Genomic DNA, 16,481 nt, shown 5'->3' with positions numbered 1-16,481 from the left:
TCAAGGGCGAGGAGCGGCAGCCCGCCGTTCCCGCCATCGGACGGAGGAAGCATGAGTGCGCAACAGCAGTTGTATCTCGCGGTATTCCTCGGCAGCAAGGAGAGCCCGGCCATGAAGGCGTGGATGGCGTTACCGGAGGAAGAGCGCCGCACGCGGGAGCGCGAAGGGATCGCCGCGTGGCATGCGTGGGCCAACCGGCATCGTGACGCGATCGTCGAGCTCGGCGGCCCGCTCGGCAAGACCAAGACCATCGGCAAGGGCGGCATCACGGATACCGCCAATGCGATGAGCGGCTTTACCGTCGTGCGCGCCGCATCGCACGATGCTGCCGCCGCGCTGTTCGAAGGCCATCCGCATTTCACGCTGTTCCCGGGCGACGCGATCGACGTGATGCCGGTGCTCGCGGTGCCCGGTATGTAAGCGATGAACTCATGAACCATGCGCCGCGGCCTGCATGGAGACCAATTCCCGACAATCTGGATGGAGACACTGCAATGAAGCTTTACGGATTTGCCGGCACCCGCACGCAACGCGCGCTGTGGGGGCTGAAGGAACTGGACGCGGATTTCGAATTCGTGTCGGTCAACCTGCTCGCGGGCGAGCACAAGCGGCCCGAATTCCTGCACCTCAATCCGGCCGGGAAGGTGCCCGTGCTGGTGGACGGCGACCTCGTGATTCCCGAGTCGGCCGCGATCGTGCTGTATCTCGCGGACAAGTATCCGGAGAAGGCGTTGCTGCCGGCCGATCTCGCGCGGCGTGCCGACGCCTATCGGTGGATCATGTTCGCGGTGACTGAGCTCGAGCAGCCGCTGTGGCGCATCACGCGGCATACGTTCATCTATCCGCCCGAGAAGCGCTCGCCGGCCGATATCGAACTGGCGTGCGAGGATTTCAACGCAATGGCCACGATCCTCGACAAGCATCTCGAAGGACGTGAATTCATCGTCGGCGATACGCTGACGGTGGCCGATTGCGTGACCGCGTATCTGATCGACTGGGCGAGCGAATGCAACCTGATCGAACCGTTCCCGCAATTGCGCGCGTATCTCGAACGGTTGTATGCGCGGCCGAAGGCGCCGCAGCGGATTGCGGAGGCGCGCAAGGCGGCGTGAAGACGGCGGTCGGTGATGTCGACGGGCGCGATTGAGTTCGGCCGCGCGATTCGCGGGCCTGCGGTCAGGACAGCCCGACGGGCGCGCCCAGCGCGCGACACAGCATCGACAAGTCGCGAATGGTCAGATGACGGGGCGGGGCACGATGCGCGGCGTGCGCTGTTTCCGACCCTTCGTCGCGCACCACCCACGCCGCCTGAAGCCCCGCATTCAACGCGCCGACGACATCGAGGTGGTAGTCGTCCCCGACGTGGAGCAGTTCCGCCGCGCGCACGCCAAGCGTCGCGGCGGCCGCATGAAAGATCTCCGGCTCGGGTTTCGCGAAGCCGAACGCACGCGCGCTGAGCGTGTCGCGGAAGAACTCGCCGCCGCCGGTCAGCCGAAGGTCCGCATTGCCGTTCGTCACCGCGATCAGCGGAAAGCGCGCGCTCAGCCACGCGAGTGCCGGCAATGCATCGTCGAAGAACTCGACCTGGTTCCGCGCGGAATAGAACACGTCGTATGCGCGCTCGGTCAGCGTGACGTCTTCGTTCGCGCGTTCCAGCGCAAGCCGGATCGACCCGATGCGCAACGCACGATAGTCGCCGACGAGATCCGGCCGCAAGCGTTCGAATTCGTCGCGCAACCGGTTCAGCGCCTGCGACGTGGGCAGCACGCGCGCGGTCTCGGGCGCGTGCGCGAGCAGCCACGCATGCAGCGACGCTTCGGCCCGTTCGACGGAAGGTCCGAACGGCCACAGCGTGTCGTCGAGATCGAACGAGATGGCGGAAACGTTGGTCAGGTGCATGGCGACGGAAGATACCACGCAGTCGCCGCTCACCACGGCCACGGGATGGCGCGCCCGGCGCCGCGCTCGACAGCGTGCCGATACAGGAAACGCGCAACGGTCAGGTCCTGCAGCGCGAGCCCCGTCATGTCGAACACGGTGATGTCGCTCGCCGCGCGATCGACTGACACGGCCCCCGAGAGCACGTCGCCGATTTCAGTGCGCGGCAAATCCGGCGCCCACTGACACTCGCCGATGCTGCGCGCCTGCTCGTGATCGTCCACGAAAATCCGCGCGCGCTCCAATACGCGTTCGGGAAGTTCGCGCTTGCCCGCGGTATCCGCGCCCACGCAAGTCAGATGCGTGCCCGGCTGCACCGCGTCCGCATCGAACAGCGGGCCGCCGCCCGGCGTCGCCGTGATGACGACGTCGCTGTCGGCCACCGCATCGTTGCGGTCTCGCGCGACGCGGATGTCGCAGCGTTCGCGGAATGCCGATTCGAACACCGGATCGACCTCGCCGCTGACGTTCACGTACTGCACCGCGCACCGTTGCGGCAGCAGCCTGATCGCATAGTCGAGCTGGACGCGTGCCTGCACGCCGGTGCCGAACACGCAGAGGCGCGTGCTGTCGCGGCGGGCGAGCGCCTGCAGCCCGAGCCCGCCTGCCGCACCGGTCCGGGCCGTGGTGATCGCGTTGCCGTCCATGATGCAGAGCGGGCGGCCGGTGGCCGGATCGAACAGCGCGATCGTCGCCTGATGCGGTTCGCCACCGCGGCCCCGATTGCCGGGCCAGAACCCGGCCGCCTTGAAACCGAGCAGATCCTGGCTCGCGACGTCGCCCGACTTGATCCCGAATACGCCGCCGGTATGCAGCTTCTCGCGGACGACCGGGAACACGCGTCCGGCGCGTCGACTATGCAGCACGAAGGCCTCGCGGACCGCCGCCGTCACGTGTTCGGCTTGAAGGGCCGGCTCGACCACGTCGCGGTCAAGTAGAAGGAGTTGAGCGTCTGTCGGCATGGTGGGCGAGCCTGTGGAGCAATGCGAATCGCAATATGTATAGTTTGTATAGATGTAGACAAACTGTCAATTCGGTCCGGATGACGGAGCGGCGACCGGTGTCGGCGGGCGTTGGATCGCCGCACCGGCTGCCTTGCTCGTGACGCTCACCACCCGTAGAAGCGCGGCCACGTCTGGACCGTGCCGTCGCCGCTCAGCGCGTGGTATTCCGGATGTTGCGCACCGGTCGCGCACGCGTGGTTCGGCAGGATCCGCAAACGCGTCCCGATCGGAAACCGCTGCGCGATGCGCGTGTCGGGCGTATCGATCCGCGACACGATGCCGTGCTCCTGATTGGCCGAGCTCATCACGTACTCGCCGAGCACGTCGCCGTCTTCGGTACACACCTGCCCGTAGCCGAAATCCCGCGCCTGCCGCTGGGTGCCGCGATCGCGGCTCATCGCCATCCAGCCCGCGTCGACGATGGCCCAGCCTTTTTCTTGCTGGTGTCCGATGACGGTGGTCAGCACCGACAGCGCGATGTCGGCCAGCGCGCATACGCCGATGTTGTGCATCACGAGGTCGAACAGCACGTATACGCCTGCGCGGACTTCCGTCACCCCGTCGAGGTTCGTCGCGGACAGCGCGGTCGGCGTCGAACCGATGCTCACCACCGGGGAGGGCAAGCCGGCGGCCCTGAGGCGCTCGGCGGCGTGCACGGTGCGGCTGCGCTCCTGTTCGGCGATCGCGACCAGCGCGTCGTGCGTGTCGTATTCATAACTGGAGCCGGCGTGAGCGAGCACGCCGCCGAGCGCCATGCCGCCATCGACCAGCGCGCGGCCGACGTCGATCAGCAGACCGTCGTCGGGCCGAATCCCCGAACGGTGGCCGTCGACGTCGACTTCGATCCACACGTCGAAGCGCTCGCCGTGCTCGCGCCCGAATTCGGCGATCGCGTTCGCGGTTTCCAGGCTGTCGGCGACGATCTTCAGGTCGCAGCCCTGGCGGCGCAGCGCCAGTGCCTGACCCAGCTTGGCCGGAATCATCCCGACCGCGTAGACGATGTCGCGCACGCCGGCTGCGAAGAACTGTTCGGCTTCCTTCAGCGTGGACACCGTGATGCCCTGCGCGCCGGCCGCGATCTGCGCGTCGACGACGTGCCGGCACTTGGTGGTCTTCACGTGCGGCCGGAACTTGACGCCCAGCGCGTCGAGATGCGCCTGCATGCGCGCGATGTTGTTGCGCATGCGATCGACGTCGATCAATGCGGCGGGGGTGTTCAGGGGTGCGATGCCCATGGTGCGTTGCCTCGGTGGGTTGCCGACAGCGAACACTGTAGGGCGCTTGGCAAGCCGCGTGTTTAACGCGTGCCAAATCGATCATTAAGCAGCATTTAATCGGGGATGGCCGCTCATGCCTTGCCGCGCCATGGCGGCGGATCGAGAAATTGCTTCGCGGCGTCGAGGAAAACCCGTTGCCGCGCGGAGCGGCCGGTGCGCGACGGCAGCAGCGCGGTCACCGGCGCGGGCGGCAGATGCCAGTCAGGCAGCAGCCGCACCAGCTTGCCGTTCGCGAGCAGCGGCGCGACGTCCCATTCCGAGCGCTCCACGATGCCGAGGCCGGCCAGTGCCCAGTCGGTGATGACGGTGCCGTCGTTCGACGAAAGCGCGCCCATGACGCGGATCACCGCGGTTCGCCTGGGTTCGCCCTTGTTGTCGCCGGGTTGCGAGAAGTGCCAGCGCGGGACGTCCTCGTCGTTCTCGCGCAGGCACAGGCAGTCGTGGCGGGCGAGGTCCGACGGATGGTTCAGTGCGTCGATGCGACGCGCGTAACCGGGGCTCGCGCACAGGAAGCGCTCGTTGGGTGCGAGCGGATAGCCGATCCACGACGACGACTTCAGGGTGCCGACATGCACGACCACGTCGGCGCCCGACGCGCTGCCCAGCGGGCTCTCCGATAGATGCAGCGAGATCTCGAGCTTCGGATGCGCGCGCTGCACGTCGCGCACGATCCGCGCGACGTACTTGCGTCCGAAGCCGAATGGCGCGACGACGCGCAGCGTGCCCTGCACGTCGCCGTGATCGCCCGAGATGTTGACCGGGAGCGCCTCGACGCGCTCGAGAATCTCGACGGCCTCCTGATACAGCCGCTGGCCTTCGTCGGTCAATGCGATGCCTTTCGGCTGTCGCACGGCAAGGCGTACGTCCAGCCGCGCCTCCATGCGCTGCAGGCGGATCGTGACCGCGGGCGGGGTGAGGTCGAGCAATCGGGCGGCGGATGCCAATGAGCGCGACGCGCCGATCGCGCGGACGAGTCGAAGGTCTTCGAGATCGAGCATTGCATGTCTCTTAATGCTGGCGTTGCGGAGCATTAAACAACACATCGCGTGAAGACGATAGCGTTACCCCGCGTCAACCGACCTGCGGTTTCATACCCGTCACGCGTCCAGCCCGAAAATCAACGAACGATGCGCGCCCACGCCGGCTGCGACGCCCGATGCCGACGCGAACGTCGCATTCGTCATCAGGCTCGACGCATCGCCGGCCGCGAACACGCCGGGAACGCTCGTCTGCTTCCACGTATCGACGCGGATCGCCACGCCGAGCGGCCCTTCGTCGAACGCACAGCCGAGCTGTTGCGCGAGATCGCTCGCCATCTCCGTACGCGCGCCGATGAACAGCGCCTCGATCGGCACGACCTGCCCGTCGGCGAGCCGTAACGCTTCGATACGCGGTGCGTCGCCGAGGATGTCGACGACCGGCGACCGCTCGATACGCACGCCGCGTGCGTCCAGCAACGCGGCTTCCTCTTCATTCGGTTCGGCCACGCCTTGTGTGAACCACGTCGTCGGCCCCCAATCGGGAATCAGGATCGCCTGATGCACGGACAGCGGATGCGTGGCGAGCACGCCGAGTTGCCGGCCCGCCACCTCGTACCCATGGCAATACGGACAATGCAGCACGCTGACGCCCCAGCGTTCCGCGAGCCCCGGCAACACGGGCAACGCGTCGCGGATGCCGGTCGCGAGGATCAGCCGGTCGGCGCTGGCGCGGCTGCCGTCCGCGAGCGTCACGTGAAAGCGGCCGCTCGCATCGCGCTCGGCGGAGCGCGCTTCGCCGGCGGTCTGCAGCACGGTCGGATAGGCCGCGAGTTGCGCGGCGGCGTCGGCGACGATCCGCGCCGGCGGCTTGCCGTCCTGGCCGAAAAAGCCGTGCGCATCCTCCGCGAAACGATTGCGCGGCCGCCCGGCATCGATCACGAGCACGCGGCGTCGCGCGCGCGCCAGTTGCATCGCGGCGGACAGCCCGGCAAAGCTGCCGCCGATCACGATCACTTCATGATGGTTCTGCATGTGTTCACCTCTTTCCGGAATCCGTGCCAGCGAAGAACGTGCTTCGATGGGGTCAACTCATGAAACACGAGAAGTTGCATGATAGGTCGATGGTATCATTCATGCAACTTCAGAAGTTTCGAGAGTGGGAGCCGCCCGGCCATGAGAACCGATAGCCGTTTGTCGCGCATGCTGCATGCGCTGATCCACATGGACCAGGCCGACGGCCCGCTGACGTCGGAGGCGATCGCGGTGATGCTGGGCACGAATCCGGTCGTCGTGCGGCGCCTGCTCGGCGGCTTGCGCGACTGCGGCTACGTGCAGTCGGAAAAAGGCCACGGCGGCGGCTGGGCGCTCGCCGTCGCGCTCGACGACATCACGCTGCTCGATGTCTATCGCGCGGTGGGCGAGCCGCCGGTGTTTTCGGATCTGGTGTCCGAGGATGCGCCCGAATGCCTGGTCGAACAGGCGGTCAATGCGCATCTGTCGGCCACGCTGAAAGAGGCTGAGGCGGTGCTGCTCGCGCGCTTCGGCGAGGTCACGCTCGGCATGCTGTCACGCGATTTCGAAGCGAAGGCGCCGCGCCGCCGTAGGCCGCGCTGACGCGCTGCAACAACACGGCCGCCCGCCGATAGCCGGTAGTCCGACGTAATCCGGCGCGGCGCGAAACCGCCGGGCCGCGACGTTCTGTCCCCCAACTTCTGCCCGATTCGCCCGCCACAGGGCAAAATACGGGTTTTCCGCACCCGCGAGGGCGCGTCCGAATCACGCGCCGGGCGGCGGCAGTGCGCAGTCGCACGCCGTCGCCGGGCGCCCAGGCAAGATGCTCGCCGCGTCGCGAGCCCACAGGAGTCCAGACCCCATGCCCGAAACCAACCTGTCCTTCTTCGGCCGGCTGTCGCTGGCCGTCGGCACGTTCTTCTCCGTGCTCGGCAACCGCGAGTTCGCGGCCGGCGCGCTGCGCCTGCGCGACGGCGCGCCGGCACCGGTCGCCCCCGCGCCGGTCGCGCCGACCCCCGCCGCGGCGCCGGCACCCGCGCCCGCGAAGGCGCCGGCGCCCGAGCTGCGCGAAGCCAGCCCGCAAGCCGCGCTGCAACTGCTCGGCCTGCTGCAGCGTGATGCGCGCTTCATCGACTTCGTCGAGGAAGACATCGCCGGCTACGCGGACGCCGACATCGGCGCCGCCGCACGCCTCGTGCACGACGGCTGCCGTGCCGCGCTGCGCGAACACTTCACGATCGTGCCGGTGCGCGATGAAGCCGAGGGCAGCCGCGTGACGCTGCCGGCCGGCTTCGACGCGACGGCCGTGCGCGTGACGGGGAACGTGGTCGGCGCGGCGCCCTTCACGGGCACGGTCAGCCATCGCGGCTGGCGCGTGGCCGACGTGCGCCTGCCGAAGCTGACGGGCAGCCACGACGCATCGGTGGTCGCACCGGCGGAGGTGGAACTGTGAGCGATCCGCGCTATTCGATCGGTATCGACCTCGGTACGACCCATTGCGCGCTGTCGTACGTCGACAGCGCCGCGAGCGACGGCGAAAGCATCACGCAGCAGGTGCTGCCGATCGCGCAGCTGACCGCGCCCGGTGCGCTGGAGTCGCGCGACCTGCTGCCGTCGTTCCTCTATCTTCCGCATGAAAGCGAGCTCACGCAGGGCGACCTGACGCTGCCGTGGACGGACTCGCGCGGCTTCGCGGTCGGCGAGATGGCGCGCACCCGCGGCGCGGCCACGCCGATCCGCCTCGTGTCGAGCGCGAAGAGCTGGCTGTGCCACCCGGGCGTCGACCGCCGCGCGGCGATCCTGCCGAGCGATGCGCCGCCCGAAGTGGCGCGCGTGTCGCCGCTGGAAAGCTCGATCCGCTACCTGACGCACCTGCGCGAAGCGTGGGACCACGCGCATCCCGACGCACCGTTCGCCGATCAGGACGTGACGGTCACGATCCCCGCGTCGTTCGACCCGGCCGCGCGCGAACTGACGGCAGAAGCCGCGCGTGCCGCCGGCTACTCGCGGATGACGCTGCTGGAAGAGCCGCAAGCGGCGCTCTACAGCTGGATCCAGAAGAGCGAAGGCGGCTGGCGCAAGCAGGTGCGGGTCGGCGACCTGATCCTGTGCGTGGACGTCGGCGGCGGCACGACCGACCTGTCGCTGATCGCGGTGGTCGAGCGCGACGGCAACCTGGAACTGCATCGCGTGGCGGTCGGCGAGCACATCCTGCTCGGCGGCGACAACATGGACCTCGCGCTCGCGCACGTGGTCGCGCGCAAGCTCGCGCAGCAGGGCACGCAGGCCGATCCGTGGCAACTGCGCGCGCTGACCTACGCGTGCCGCGCCGCGAAGGAAACGCTGCTGTCCGACCCGACGGCCGACGCGGTGCCGCTCGTCGTGCCGAGCCGCGGCTCGAAGCTGATCGGCGGTTCGATCCGCACCGAACTGACGCGCGCGGAACTCACGCAGACGATCCTCGAAGGCTTCTTCCCGCAAGTCGATGCGGCTGCGCGGCCGGTGAGCCGCGCGCGCGTCGGCCTCACGCAACTCGGCCTGCCGTATGCGCAGGACGCGGGCATCACGCGCCATCTCGCGGCGTTCCTCGGCCGCCAGGTCGCGGCGCTCGACGCGCTCGAAGGCGTACAGCGCACGCTGCCGCAAGGCGCGACGTTCCTGCATCCGACGGCCGTGCTGTTCAACGGCGGCGTGTTCAAGTCGGCGCTGCTCACGCAGCGCGTGCTCGATACGCTCAACGGCTGGCTGGCCGCCGAAGGTGCGCCGGCCGCGCGCCTGCTCGAAGGCGCGGACCTCGATCTCGCGGTCGCGCGCGGCGCCGCGTACTACGGCTTCGTGAAGCGCGGCCGTGGCGTGCGCATTCGCGGCGGCACGGCGCGCGCGTACTACGTCGCGATCGAATCGGCGATGCCCGCGGTGCCGGGGCTCGAACCGCCGGTGCAGGCGCTGTGCGTCGCACCGTTCGGGATGGAGGAAGGCTCGGATGCGGCGCTGCCGCCGCAGGAGTTCGGGCTCGTCGTCGGCGAACCGGTGCAGTTCCGCTTCTTCGGGTCGTCGGTGCGCCGTCAGGACGAGGTCGGCACGCTGCTCGACTACTGGTCGCCGGAAGAGCTGCAGGAGCTCGAGGAAATCCAGGCCACGCTGCCCGCCGAAGGGCGCACGGTCGGCGAGATCGTGCCGGTGAAGCTGCATGCGCGCGTGACCGAAGCCGGCACGCTCGAACTCGAGGCGATCCCGAGCGGGACGGACGAGCGCTGGAAGGTCGAGTTCGACGTGCGCGGCGCCGCCTGAGCGCGATGAAGCGCTATACCGTCGGCATCGACCTCGGCACGAGCAACACGGTCGTCGCATACGTCGAGGCCGGTTCCGACGCGATCCGCGTGTTCGACGTCGACCAGCTGGTCGGCCCCGGCGCGGTGGCCGCGCAGCCGCTGCTGCCGTCGGTGCGCTATCACCCGGCGGCGGGCGAGCTGCCGCCGGACGCGCTGCGCCTGCCGTGGGCGCCCGCTCCGAAGGCCGGCGCGGCCGCGGCTGATGTGCCGCCGGCCGTGATCGGCCGTTATGCGCGCATGCTCGGCGCCCAGGTGCCGGGCCGGCTCGTCACCAGCGCGAAGAGCTGGCTGTCGCACGCATCGGTCGACCGGCTCGCGGCGATCCTGCCGTGGGGCGCGGCCGACGGTGTCGACAAGGTGTCGCCGGTCGACGCGAGCGCGAGCTATCTCGCGCACGTGCGTGCCGCGTGGGATGCCCGCTTTCCCGATGCGCCGCTCGCGAAGCAGGACGTCATTCTGACGGTGCCGGCCTCGTTCGACGACGGCGCACGCGCGTTGACGGTCGAGGCGGCCAGGCGCGCGAAACTGCCGGCGCTGCGCTTGCTCGAAGAACCGCAGGCCGCGTTCTACGATTGGTTATACGGCCAGCGCGCGACGTTGCGCGACACGTTCGCCGCGCCGCGCCGCGTGCTGATCTGCGACGTCGGCGGCGGCACGACCGATCTCACGCTCGTCGACGTCGCGCCCGGCGACGACGGCGAGCCGACCTTCACGCGCGTCGGCGTCGGCAACCACCTGATGCTCGGCGGCGACAACATGGACCTCGCGCTCGCGCGCCTGGTCGAGACGCGGCTGACCGACCCCGGCACGCGGCTGTCCGCCGCGAGCCTGTCGCAGCTCGTCGAGCGCTGCCGCGCCGCGAAGGAGCGGCTGCTCGGCGACGACGCGCCGGCGTCCGTCACCGTGACGCTGCTCGGCGCGGGCAGCAAGCTCGTCGGCGGCGCGCGCTCGGCCGAGTTGACGCGGCAGGAAGTCGAGCAGGTCGTCGTCGACGGTTTCTTTCCGCAGGTCGAGGCGGGCGAGCTGCCGCGCCGTGCGCGGGCCGCGATCGTCGAATTCGGCTTGCCGTATGCGAGCGACCCGGGCGTCACGCGCCACGTCGCCGCGTTCCTGAACCGTCATGCGGAAGGCCCGCTGCCCGACACGCTGCTGCTCAACGGCGGCGTGTTTCGCGCGGGCGCACTCGCCGGCCGCCTCGCGCGGACGCTCGGCGCCTGGCGCGGCGCACCGCTCGACGTGCTGCACAACGCGCATCCGGACGTGGCCGTCGCGCGCGGCGCGGTGGCGTACGGCCTGGCGCGGGCCGGGCATGCGCCGCGCATCGGCGGCGGCTCCGCGCGCAGCTATTTCCTCGTGCTCGACGACGGCGAGGGCGACGGCGCCGCCGCGCCGCGCGGCGTCTGCCTGCTGCCACGCGGCGCCGACGAAGGCCGCGACATCCGGCTCGAGGAGCGCACGTTCGCGCTGCAGCTCGGGCAGCCGGTGCGTTTCCACCTCGTATCGACGGTGGCTGACACCGCGTACCGGCCCGGCGATCTCGTCGAGCTGGACGGCGGCGATTTCGTGCGGCTGCCGCCCATCGCGACGGTCGTCGACCGGCAGGCCGGCGGCGACGCCCGCGAAACGCCGGTGAAACTCACCGCATCGCTGACCGAGGTCGGCACGCTCGAAATGCACTGCATCGCGACGGACGATGCATCGCGGCGCTGGCGGCTCGAATTCCAGTTGCGCGGCGATGCGCCCGCGCAGGGCGACGGCGCCGCGCCGGCGCGCCATCCGCGTGTCGACCACGCGATCGAGCTGATCGACCGCTCGTTCGGCAGCAAGGCCGCGGACGTCACGCCGAAGGACACGCGACGGTTGCGCGCGCAACTTGAACAGGTGCTCGGCCCGCGTGACGAATGGGACGTCGCGCTCGCGCGCGAACTGTTCGACGCGTTGCTCGCACGGGCGCGTCGTCGGCGGCGCTCGGCCGATCACGAACGCGCATGGCTGAACCTGGCCGGCTATTGCCTGCGCCCCGGCTTCGGCCATCCGCTCGATGCATGGCGCATCGAGCAGCTGTGGCCGCTGTTCGACGACGGGATTCAGTACGTGAACGACGCGCAGGTGTGGTCGGAGTGGTGGACGCTGTGGCGGCGCGTGGCCGGTGGCCTCGACGACGATGCGCAGACCCAGGTGCGCGACGCGATCGCCTTCCTCGAACCGTCCGACGACAAGCGCCGCAAGCTGCCGTTCGACCCGGCCAAGGTCGGCCCGGCCGACATGACGCGCTTGTCCGCGTCGCTCGAACGATTGCCGGTCGAGCGCAAGGTGGAACTGGCCGAGCGATTGATCGTGCAATTGCAGAAGCCGGCCGAGCGCACGCTGTGCGCGTGGGCGCTCGGGCGGATCGGGGCGCGCCGGCCGTTCTACGGCAGCGCGCACAGTGTCGTGCCGGCCGGGATCGCGAACCGCTGGCTCGACGCGCTGTTCGCGCTGGACTGGAAGCAGGTGGAACCCGCGGCATTCGCGGCCGCGCAAATCGCGCGGATGACGGGCGACCGCGAACGCGATTTGCCGGACGACGCGCGCGAAGCGGTGATCAAGCGCCTGTCGGCCGCGAATGCGTCGGCGGCGTGGATCGACATGGTGCGCGAAGCGATCGCGTTCGACGAAGCCGACACGGCGCGTGTGTTCGGCGAGACGCTGCCGGCCGGGTTGAAGCTGCTGGGCGGTTGATGGCAGTACAGGATGCTTCGATCTCGTTCGCAGGTCGAAGCATCCGGTCGCGGTCGCGCCAACCATGGCGCGACCGCGACGCCCGTTCCATTCAGGCATGCGATACCGACGCCGCTTCGCGCCGTTTTTCCATTGTTTCGAATTTCGCGCCATCCTGCGTCGCCGCCGAACGCCGCGCGAGATGAATCCCCGCGAGCATGCAGCGCACCGACCGTTGACGCGCAAGGTACGACGCGGGCCGGTTCCGCGCCACGTTCTCCCGTGCGGTCAGGCGCCGGTCGCCGGCTCCGGAAACACCGGCTCGCCGAGCGTCAGCATCAGCCGGTTCGCCCACGCGAAGATCGCGATCGCGTGCGACAGGTCGAGAATTTCCTCATGCGTGAGCCCTTCGGCTTCGAGCGCGGCGATCTCGCTTTCGTCGATCGCGTCGGGCCGTTCGGTCAACGCGATCGCATAGCGGACGATCGCGCGTTCGCGTGCCGTCGTGCCGGCTGTCGCCGGATCGTCGAACACCTGCTCGATCGCATCGGTGCGTTTCGTGAGCTGTGCGAAGCGCTGCGCATGCACCGATGCGCAATACACGCAGCCATTCACGCGCGACACGGCCGTGCTCGCGAGTTCGCGCTCCGCACGCGACAGCCCGCCGGGGCCGTACATGATCGCGTTGAACACGCCCGAGCGCTGCAGCAGGATCTCGGGCAGATGGACGAGCAGCAGGTAATAGTCGGACGTTTTCGCTTGCGGGTGGCTCGCCTCGAGCACCGCAAGCTGATCGGGCGTCGCCGCATCGAGCGAGACCGTGTCGAGCCACGCGCGCCAGCCGAGCGTGTCGGAGGTGAAGCCGTGGGTGGCAGTCGTCATGCGGCCTCCTTTGCGGCGCGTGCCTGAAGTGCCCGCGCGGCCGCGGCGACGCGCAACTGATACGCGACGAACGCAACGAGCTGCGACAGCGCGACGATCGCGGGCGTCGTGAGTCCGGCCGATTTCAGCGGATCGAGATCGGATGCGCGCGCGTCGACCGGCGCGTGCGTCAGGCGCTTCGCGTGCAGCAGGATCGCGCCGAGGCGGCGAGGCAGCGCGTCGAACGCGTCGGCATCTGCATGCTCGATGTCGTCGGGCGTGCCGCCTGCGTCGAGCAATCGCGTGCGATAGATGTCGGCCAGCGCGTGCGCATTCGACTGCCGCGCGACATACCGTGCCGCATGCAGCCGCTCGATCAGCGAAAGATCGGGTAGCGCGGGATCGAACAGCGCGACTTCACTCAGTTGCGTATGCAACAACACCTTGCCGCGTGCGCGGCGCAGCGCGGCGACGGCGCCACCTTCCCGCAGGCCGGCCGAGGTGTCGATCGTGTCCGGCACGGCGGCCGGCGTGATGGAGTCAGTCATCGTTTCGGGTTTCCTTCATCGTCAAAGTGACCGATGGCGTCGGCATCGCGCCATTCGTCGCCTTGCAGCTCCGCATTCGCGTACGCGAGCAGCGCGTCGAAATGCCGGTCGCGATCGGCATCGAACAGCCGGCTCGCAATGCCGCGCGCGAGCCGTTCGGCGCCCGCGCTGATGGCCGGGATATCGCCGGACAGCTTGCCGTGGCTCAGGCTCGCCGCATGGTTGAAGCAATGGATCCGCGTGACGGCCGGGCACGCGCCGCGTTCGCGTTCCTGGAACGCGAACGCGGGGCCGAGATCGGGCGATTCGGCGAGCTCGTCGAGCCACGTGCCCGGTTCCGGTCGATAGCGATCCTTCCAGCGCCGCACGTGCTGCCCGAACGACGCGAATTCCGCGCGCGTCGTCCAGTCCGAATGAAAACCCGTCGCGAAGATCAGGAAGTCGACGGTGTAGCGCCCGCGCGGCGTCGTCACGACGAGGCCATCCGCACGTTCGGCGAGCGTCTCGATCGGGCTGCCCGCATGAAAATGCGCATGCTCGTGGCGCGACACGCGCAGCACGCTGTCGCGCGGCGGTGGCGTCTGCGACGTCAACGCGTAGTGCATGAAGCGCCACTTCGTCGCATCGTCGAGATCGGCGTAGCCGTGCACGAGGCCCGGGCTGCCGATGCCGGTCAGCTTGTTGATGCGCGGAATGTCCGCGCGGCGGAAGAACAGGTCGACGCGCGCGGCGCCGGCTTCGAGCGCGGTGCCCGCGTTGTCGAACGCGGAGGCGCCCGCGCCGACCACGCCGATACGCTTGCCCGCGAGCGCCGCGAAATCGATCGGCTCGGACGAGTGGGCCCAGCGCGTGCGCGGTGCGCGTTGCGCGACGGGCGGCACGTACGGGCCGCCGAGGCCGTCGCGGCCGGTCGCAAGCACGACGTGCCGCGCGAGCAGCGTCTGTGCTTCGCCGTTGCCTTGCACGTCGAGCGCGAGCAGCCCGTCGTCGCGCGGGCGCAGCGCGACGAGCGTCGTATCGTTGCGCACCTGCAGGTCGAGCACGCGCCGATACCAGCGCAGGTAGTCCATCCACTGCGTGCGCGGAATCTTGTAGAGCGCGTCCCACGCGTCGCGGCCGTATTGCGCTTCAAACCATGCGCGGAACGTCAGCGCGGGCAGGCCGAGCGCGGGGCCCACGAGCTGCTTCGGCGAGCGCAGCGTGTCCATCCGAGCGAACGTGACCCACGGCCCTTCGTAGCCGGCCGGCATGCGGTCGATCACGCACTGGTTGTCGATGCCGAGCAGGCGCAGTTCGGCGGAAGCCGCGAGCCCGGCCATGCCGCCGCCGACGATCGCGACGTCGAGCACGCGCGCGCCATCGGCTTCGCGCGCAGGCACCCACGACGGTGCGGGCAGGTCGAGCCAGCGCAGCTCCTGCGCGAGCCGCGCTTCCAGTGCTTCAAGTGCTTCGAACGCGTCGGGCGGCATCGTCATGCGGTCTCCGGGCGGGTGCGGCGTGTACGGGTCGTGTGGGGCGGGCGCGGTGCGCGCTCGTTGCGCAGCCGGTCGCCGCGCAGCAGCGCGTCGTGCGCGGCGGCGTCGTGAAAGATCACGTCGTCGAGCAGCGCGCGCGTCGTGCGGTGCAGCGCGTCGAGCAGCGCATCGACGGCCGCCGTGCGCGGCTTGCCGGCCGGCGTCGCGACGCCGAACGCGAACGGGATGTCGACATCGAGCGGGCGTGCGACAACGCCGTCCACCGGTAATGCGACGCCCGTGGCCGGATCGACGATGCCGATCCCGATGCCCGCGCGCGCGGCCATCACCGCATTCAGCGACGCATTGGTTTCGATGAACACGCGTGCATCGACACGCGCGGCCGCGAACGCCGCGTCGATCCGCTGGCGCAGCCGGTGCCGGTTCGCGACCGTCACGATGCGGCGCCGCGCGAGGTCGCGCAGTGCGATACGCGGTTTCGCCGCAAGCGGATCGTCGGCCGGCAGCACGGCGACGCAGGGTGTCTGCGCGATCCAGTGCACGTCGAGCCCCGCGTGCGCCATCGGCAGCGTGACGACGCCGACATCGGCCGTGCCGGCCAGCACCTCGTGCACGACATGCTCGGCCGATTCGCTGCGCAACTGGTAGTGCGGCGCGTGCGCGCCGTCGGGCAGCGCGGCGAGCGCGGCCGGCACGAGCGTCGCCGCGAGCGACGGCGTCGCCGCGATGCGCACGGGCTCGGCCGTTTCGTCGCCGAGCGCGCGCGCCCGCGCCTCGATCGCGCGCAGGCCGACCAGCGAGCGCTCGACTTCCTCGTACAGCAGGAACGCGCGGCGCGTCGGCGTGACGCGCGGGCCGTGCCGATCGAACAGCGCGTAGCCGAGATCGGCTTCGAGCTCCTGGATCTGCCGCGTGACGGCCGGCTGCGAGCGGCCGAGCAGTTCGCCCGCGCCGGTCACGCTGCCGGCCGACATGACCGCGGAAAAGGCTTCGAGTTGATGCAGCTCCATGACGCGTTCCGATGATGCGATTTGCGCATTGTAGGAGTGCGAGCATGCACGATTCATATAATGATTTTTGCTATCGACAGCGCGAAAGCTGCGAAGCACTCGATCGATGCAGCGGCCGGCCGGGCGTGCATGCGCATGGTCGCGAGCGGCGCCGCGCGGCAAACGCCAATCGAATCAAGGCGATGCGATGGATGCCGATGCGTTGCGCGATGCAGGACGAGCGGATGACCCTTCGCGCGTGTCGACCGCTTCGCGCCGTGCGCGATATCGATATGCGCAAAACTTCGTTGGAACGCTCCGAAGCGGATGGTTACATGCCCTCACTCTTTTCGACTGACTGAAGGT

General features: G+C 69.4%; 16 protein-coding genes. 7 read left to right on the top strand and 9 right to left on the bottom strand.

Translation table 11 applies throughout. The features are described 5' to 3' along the window. Positions 1-51: 51 nt before the first annotated feature. Complete coding sequence (locus SB786_RS04255; protein WP_410726342.1) at positions 52-420, top strand: hypothetical protein; 369 nt, start codon at positions 52-54, stop codon at positions 418-420. Between the two features lie 74 nt (positions 421-494). Next, positions 495-1,112 carry a glutathione S-transferase family protein gene (locus SB786_RS04250; RefSeq protein ID WP_410726341.1) on the top strand — a complete coding sequence of 206 codons (618 nt, stop codon included), beginning with the start codon at positions 495-497 and terminating at the stop codon, positions 1,110-1,112. A 64-nt stretch (positions 1,113-1,176) separates the two neighbouring features. Here SB786_RS04250 and SB786_RS04245 read toward each other — a convergent pair whose 3' ends face one another. From SB786_RS04245 to SB786_RS04225, 5 genes are all read right to left on the bottom strand, one after another. Further along, positions 1,177-1,899 carry an HAD family hydrolase gene (locus SB786_RS04245; RefSeq protein ID WP_410726457.1) on the bottom strand — a complete coding sequence of 241 codons (723 nt, stop codon included), beginning with the start codon at positions 1,897-1,899 and terminating at the stop codon, positions 1,177-1,179. Between the two features lie 29 nt (positions 1,900-1,928). Then, entirely contained in the window at positions 1,929-2,900 is a 972-nt protein-coding gene (locus SB786_RS04240; protein WP_410726340.1) for an ornithine cyclodeaminase family protein, read from the bottom strand. Positions 2,901-3,046: 146 nt separating this feature from the next. Continuing rightward, entirely contained in the window at positions 3,047-4,177 is a 1,131-nt protein-coding gene (locus SB786_RS04235; RefSeq protein ID WP_410726339.1) for a DSD1 family PLP-dependent enzyme, read from the bottom strand. A 113-nt stretch (positions 4,178-4,290) separates the two neighbouring features. Then, the gene (locus SB786_RS04230; RefSeq protein ID WP_410726338.1) at positions 4,291-5,217 is read right to left on the bottom strand and encodes a LysR family transcriptional regulator; all 927 of its coding nucleotides are present in this window, start codon (positions 5,215-5,217) and stop codon (positions 4,291-4,293) included. A 99-nt stretch (positions 5,218-5,316) separates the two neighbouring features. Next, a complete protein-coding gene (locus tag SB786_RS04225) occupies positions 5,317-6,231 on the bottom strand; it encodes an NAD(P)/FAD-dependent oxidoreductase (protein WP_410726337.1) in 915 nt (304 codons plus the stop codon). Between the two features lie 141 nt (positions 6,232-6,372). Here SB786_RS04225 and SB786_RS04220 point away from each other — a divergent pair, with 141 nt between their 5' ends. The 4 genes from SB786_RS04220 (at position 6,373) to SB786_RS04205 (ending at position 12,263) form a co-directional block, all read left to right on the top strand. After that, positions 6,373-6,813 (top strand): Rrf2 family transcriptional regulator, encoded by a 441-nt coding sequence (locus SB786_RS04220; protein ID WP_410726336.1) that lies wholly within the window; start codon positions 6,373-6,375, stop codon positions 6,811-6,813. Positions 6,814-7,072: 259 nt separating this feature from the next. Continuing rightward, positions 7,073-7,663, top strand: a complete 591-nt coding sequence (locus SB786_RS04215; RefSeq protein WP_410726335.1) for a DUF2760 domain-containing protein — start codon at positions 7,073-7,075, stop codon at positions 7,661-7,663. Then, positions 7,660-9,501 carry an Hsp70 family protein gene (locus tag SB786_RS04210; RefSeq protein ID WP_410726334.1) on the top strand — a complete coding sequence of 614 codons (1,842 nt, stop codon included), beginning with the start codon at positions 7,660-7,662 and terminating at the stop codon, positions 9,499-9,501. Before SB786_RS04215 ends, SB786_RS04210 begins: the two co-directional genes overlap by 4 nt. Before the next feature lie 5 nt (positions 9,502-9,506). Then, on the top strand, positions 9,507-12,263 hold the full coding sequence (locus SB786_RS04205) for an Hsp70 family protein (RefSeq protein WP_410726333.1): 2,757 nt from the start codon (positions 9,507-9,509) through the stop codon (positions 12,261-12,263). Positions 12,264-12,530: 267 nt separating this feature from the next. Here SB786_RS04205 and SB786_RS04200 read toward each other — a convergent pair whose 3' ends face one another. From SB786_RS04200 to SB786_RS04185, 4 genes are read right to left on the bottom strand one after another with little or no spacing between them, the layout of a single operon-like run. Next, a complete protein-coding gene (locus SB786_RS04200) occupies positions 12,531-13,124 on the bottom strand; it encodes a peroxidase-related enzyme (RefSeq protein WP_410726332.1) in 594 nt (197 codons plus the stop codon). After that, a complete protein-coding gene (locus SB786_RS04195) occupies positions 13,121-13,651 on the bottom strand; it encodes a CMD domain-containing protein (RefSeq protein WP_410726331.1) in 531 nt (176 codons plus the stop codon). Before SB786_RS04195 ends, SB786_RS04200 begins: the two co-directional genes overlap by 4 nt. After that, on the bottom strand, positions 13,648-15,126 hold the full coding sequence (locus tag SB786_RS04190; protein ID WP_410726330.1) for an NAD(P)-binding domain-containing protein: 1,479 nt from the start codon (positions 15,124-15,126) through the stop codon (positions 13,648-13,650). Before SB786_RS04190 ends, SB786_RS04195 begins: the two co-directional genes overlap by 4 nt. After that, positions 15,123-16,136, bottom strand: a complete 1,014-nt coding sequence (locus SB786_RS04185; RefSeq protein WP_410726329.1) for a LysR substrate-binding domain-containing protein — start codon at positions 16,134-16,136, stop codon at positions 15,123-15,125. The genes SB786_RS04190 and SB786_RS04185 overlap by 4 nt, the downstream gene beginning before the upstream one ends. Positions 16,137-16,180: 44 nt before the next feature. Here SB786_RS04185 and SB786_RS04180 point away from each other — a divergent pair, with 44 nt between their 5' ends. Beyond that, the gene (locus tag SB786_RS04180; RefSeq protein ID WP_410726328.1) at positions 16,181-16,477 is read left to right on the top strand and encodes a hypothetical protein; all 297 of its coding nucleotides are present in this window, start codon (positions 16,181-16,183) and stop codon (positions 16,475-16,477) included. Positions 16,478-16,481 lie beyond the last annotated feature (4 nt).

It is taken from the genome of Burkholderia sp. SIMBA_062, from assembly GCF_046534765.1.
Lineage (GTDB): Bacteria > Pseudomonadota > Gammaproteobacteria > Burkholderiales > Burkholderiaceae > Burkholderia > Burkholderia ambifaria.
The sequence above is the reverse complement of the archived record's forward strand: the minus strand, read 5'-3'. Positions and strand labels throughout refer to the sequence as shown.

Bases quoted from the DNA above. Each gene is read 5' to 3' on its own strand.
- SB786_RS04255 (WP_410726342.1), top strand. From the start codon at position 52: ATGAGTGCGCAACAGCAGTTGTATCTCGCGGTATTCCTCGGCAGCAAG.
- SB786_RS04250 (WP_410726341.1), top strand. From the start codon at position 495: ATGAAGCTTTACGGATTTGCCGGCACCCGCACGCAACGCGCGCTGTGG.
- SB786_RS04245 (WP_410726457.1), bottom strand. From the start codon at position 1,899: ATGCACCTGACCAACGTTTCCGCCATCTCGTTCGATCTCGACGACACG.
- SB786_RS04240 (WP_410726340.1), bottom strand. From the start codon at position 2,900: ATGCCGACAGACGCTCAACTCCTTCTACTTGACCGCGACGTGGTCGAG.
- SB786_RS04235 (WP_410726339.1), bottom strand. From the start codon at position 4,177: ATGGGCATCGCACCCCTGAACACCCCCGCCGCATTGATCGACGTCGAT.
- SB786_RS04230 (WP_410726338.1), bottom strand. From the start codon at position 5,217: ATGCTCGATCTCGAAGACCTTCGACTCGTCCGCGCGATCGGCGCGTCG.
- SB786_RS04225 (WP_410726337.1), bottom strand. From the start codon at position 6,231: ATGCAGAACCATCATGAAGTGATCGTGATCGGCGGCAGCTTTGCCGGG.
- SB786_RS04220 (WP_410726336.1), top strand. From the start codon at position 6,373: ATGAGAACCGATAGCCGTTTGTCGCGCATGCTGCATGCGCTGATCCAC.
- SB786_RS04215 (WP_410726335.1), top strand. From the start codon at position 7,073: ATGCCCGAAACCAACCTGTCCTTCTTCGGCCGGCTGTCGCTGGCCGTC.
- SB786_RS04205 (WP_410726333.1), top strand. From the start codon at position 9,507: ATGAAGCGCTATACCGTCGGCATCGACCTCGGCACGAGCAACACGGTC.
- SB786_RS04200 (WP_410726332.1), bottom strand. From the start codon at position 13,124: ATGACGACTGCCACCCACGGCTTCACCTCCGACACGCTCGGCTGGCGC.
- SB786_RS04195 (WP_410726331.1), bottom strand. From the start codon at position 13,651: ATGACTGACTCCATCACGCCGGCCGCCGTGCCGGACACGATCGACACC.
- SB786_RS04190 (WP_410726330.1), bottom strand. From the start codon at position 15,126: ATGACGATGCCGCCCGACGCGTTCGAAGCACTTGAAGCACTGGAAGCG.
- SB786_RS04185 (WP_410726329.1), bottom strand. From the start codon at position 16,136: ATGGAGCTGCATCAACTCGAAGCCTTTTCCGCGGTCATGTCGGCCGGC.
- SB786_RS04180 (WP_410726328.1), top strand. From the start codon at position 16,181: ATGCACGATTCATATAATGATTTTTGCTATCGACAGCGCGAAAGCTGC.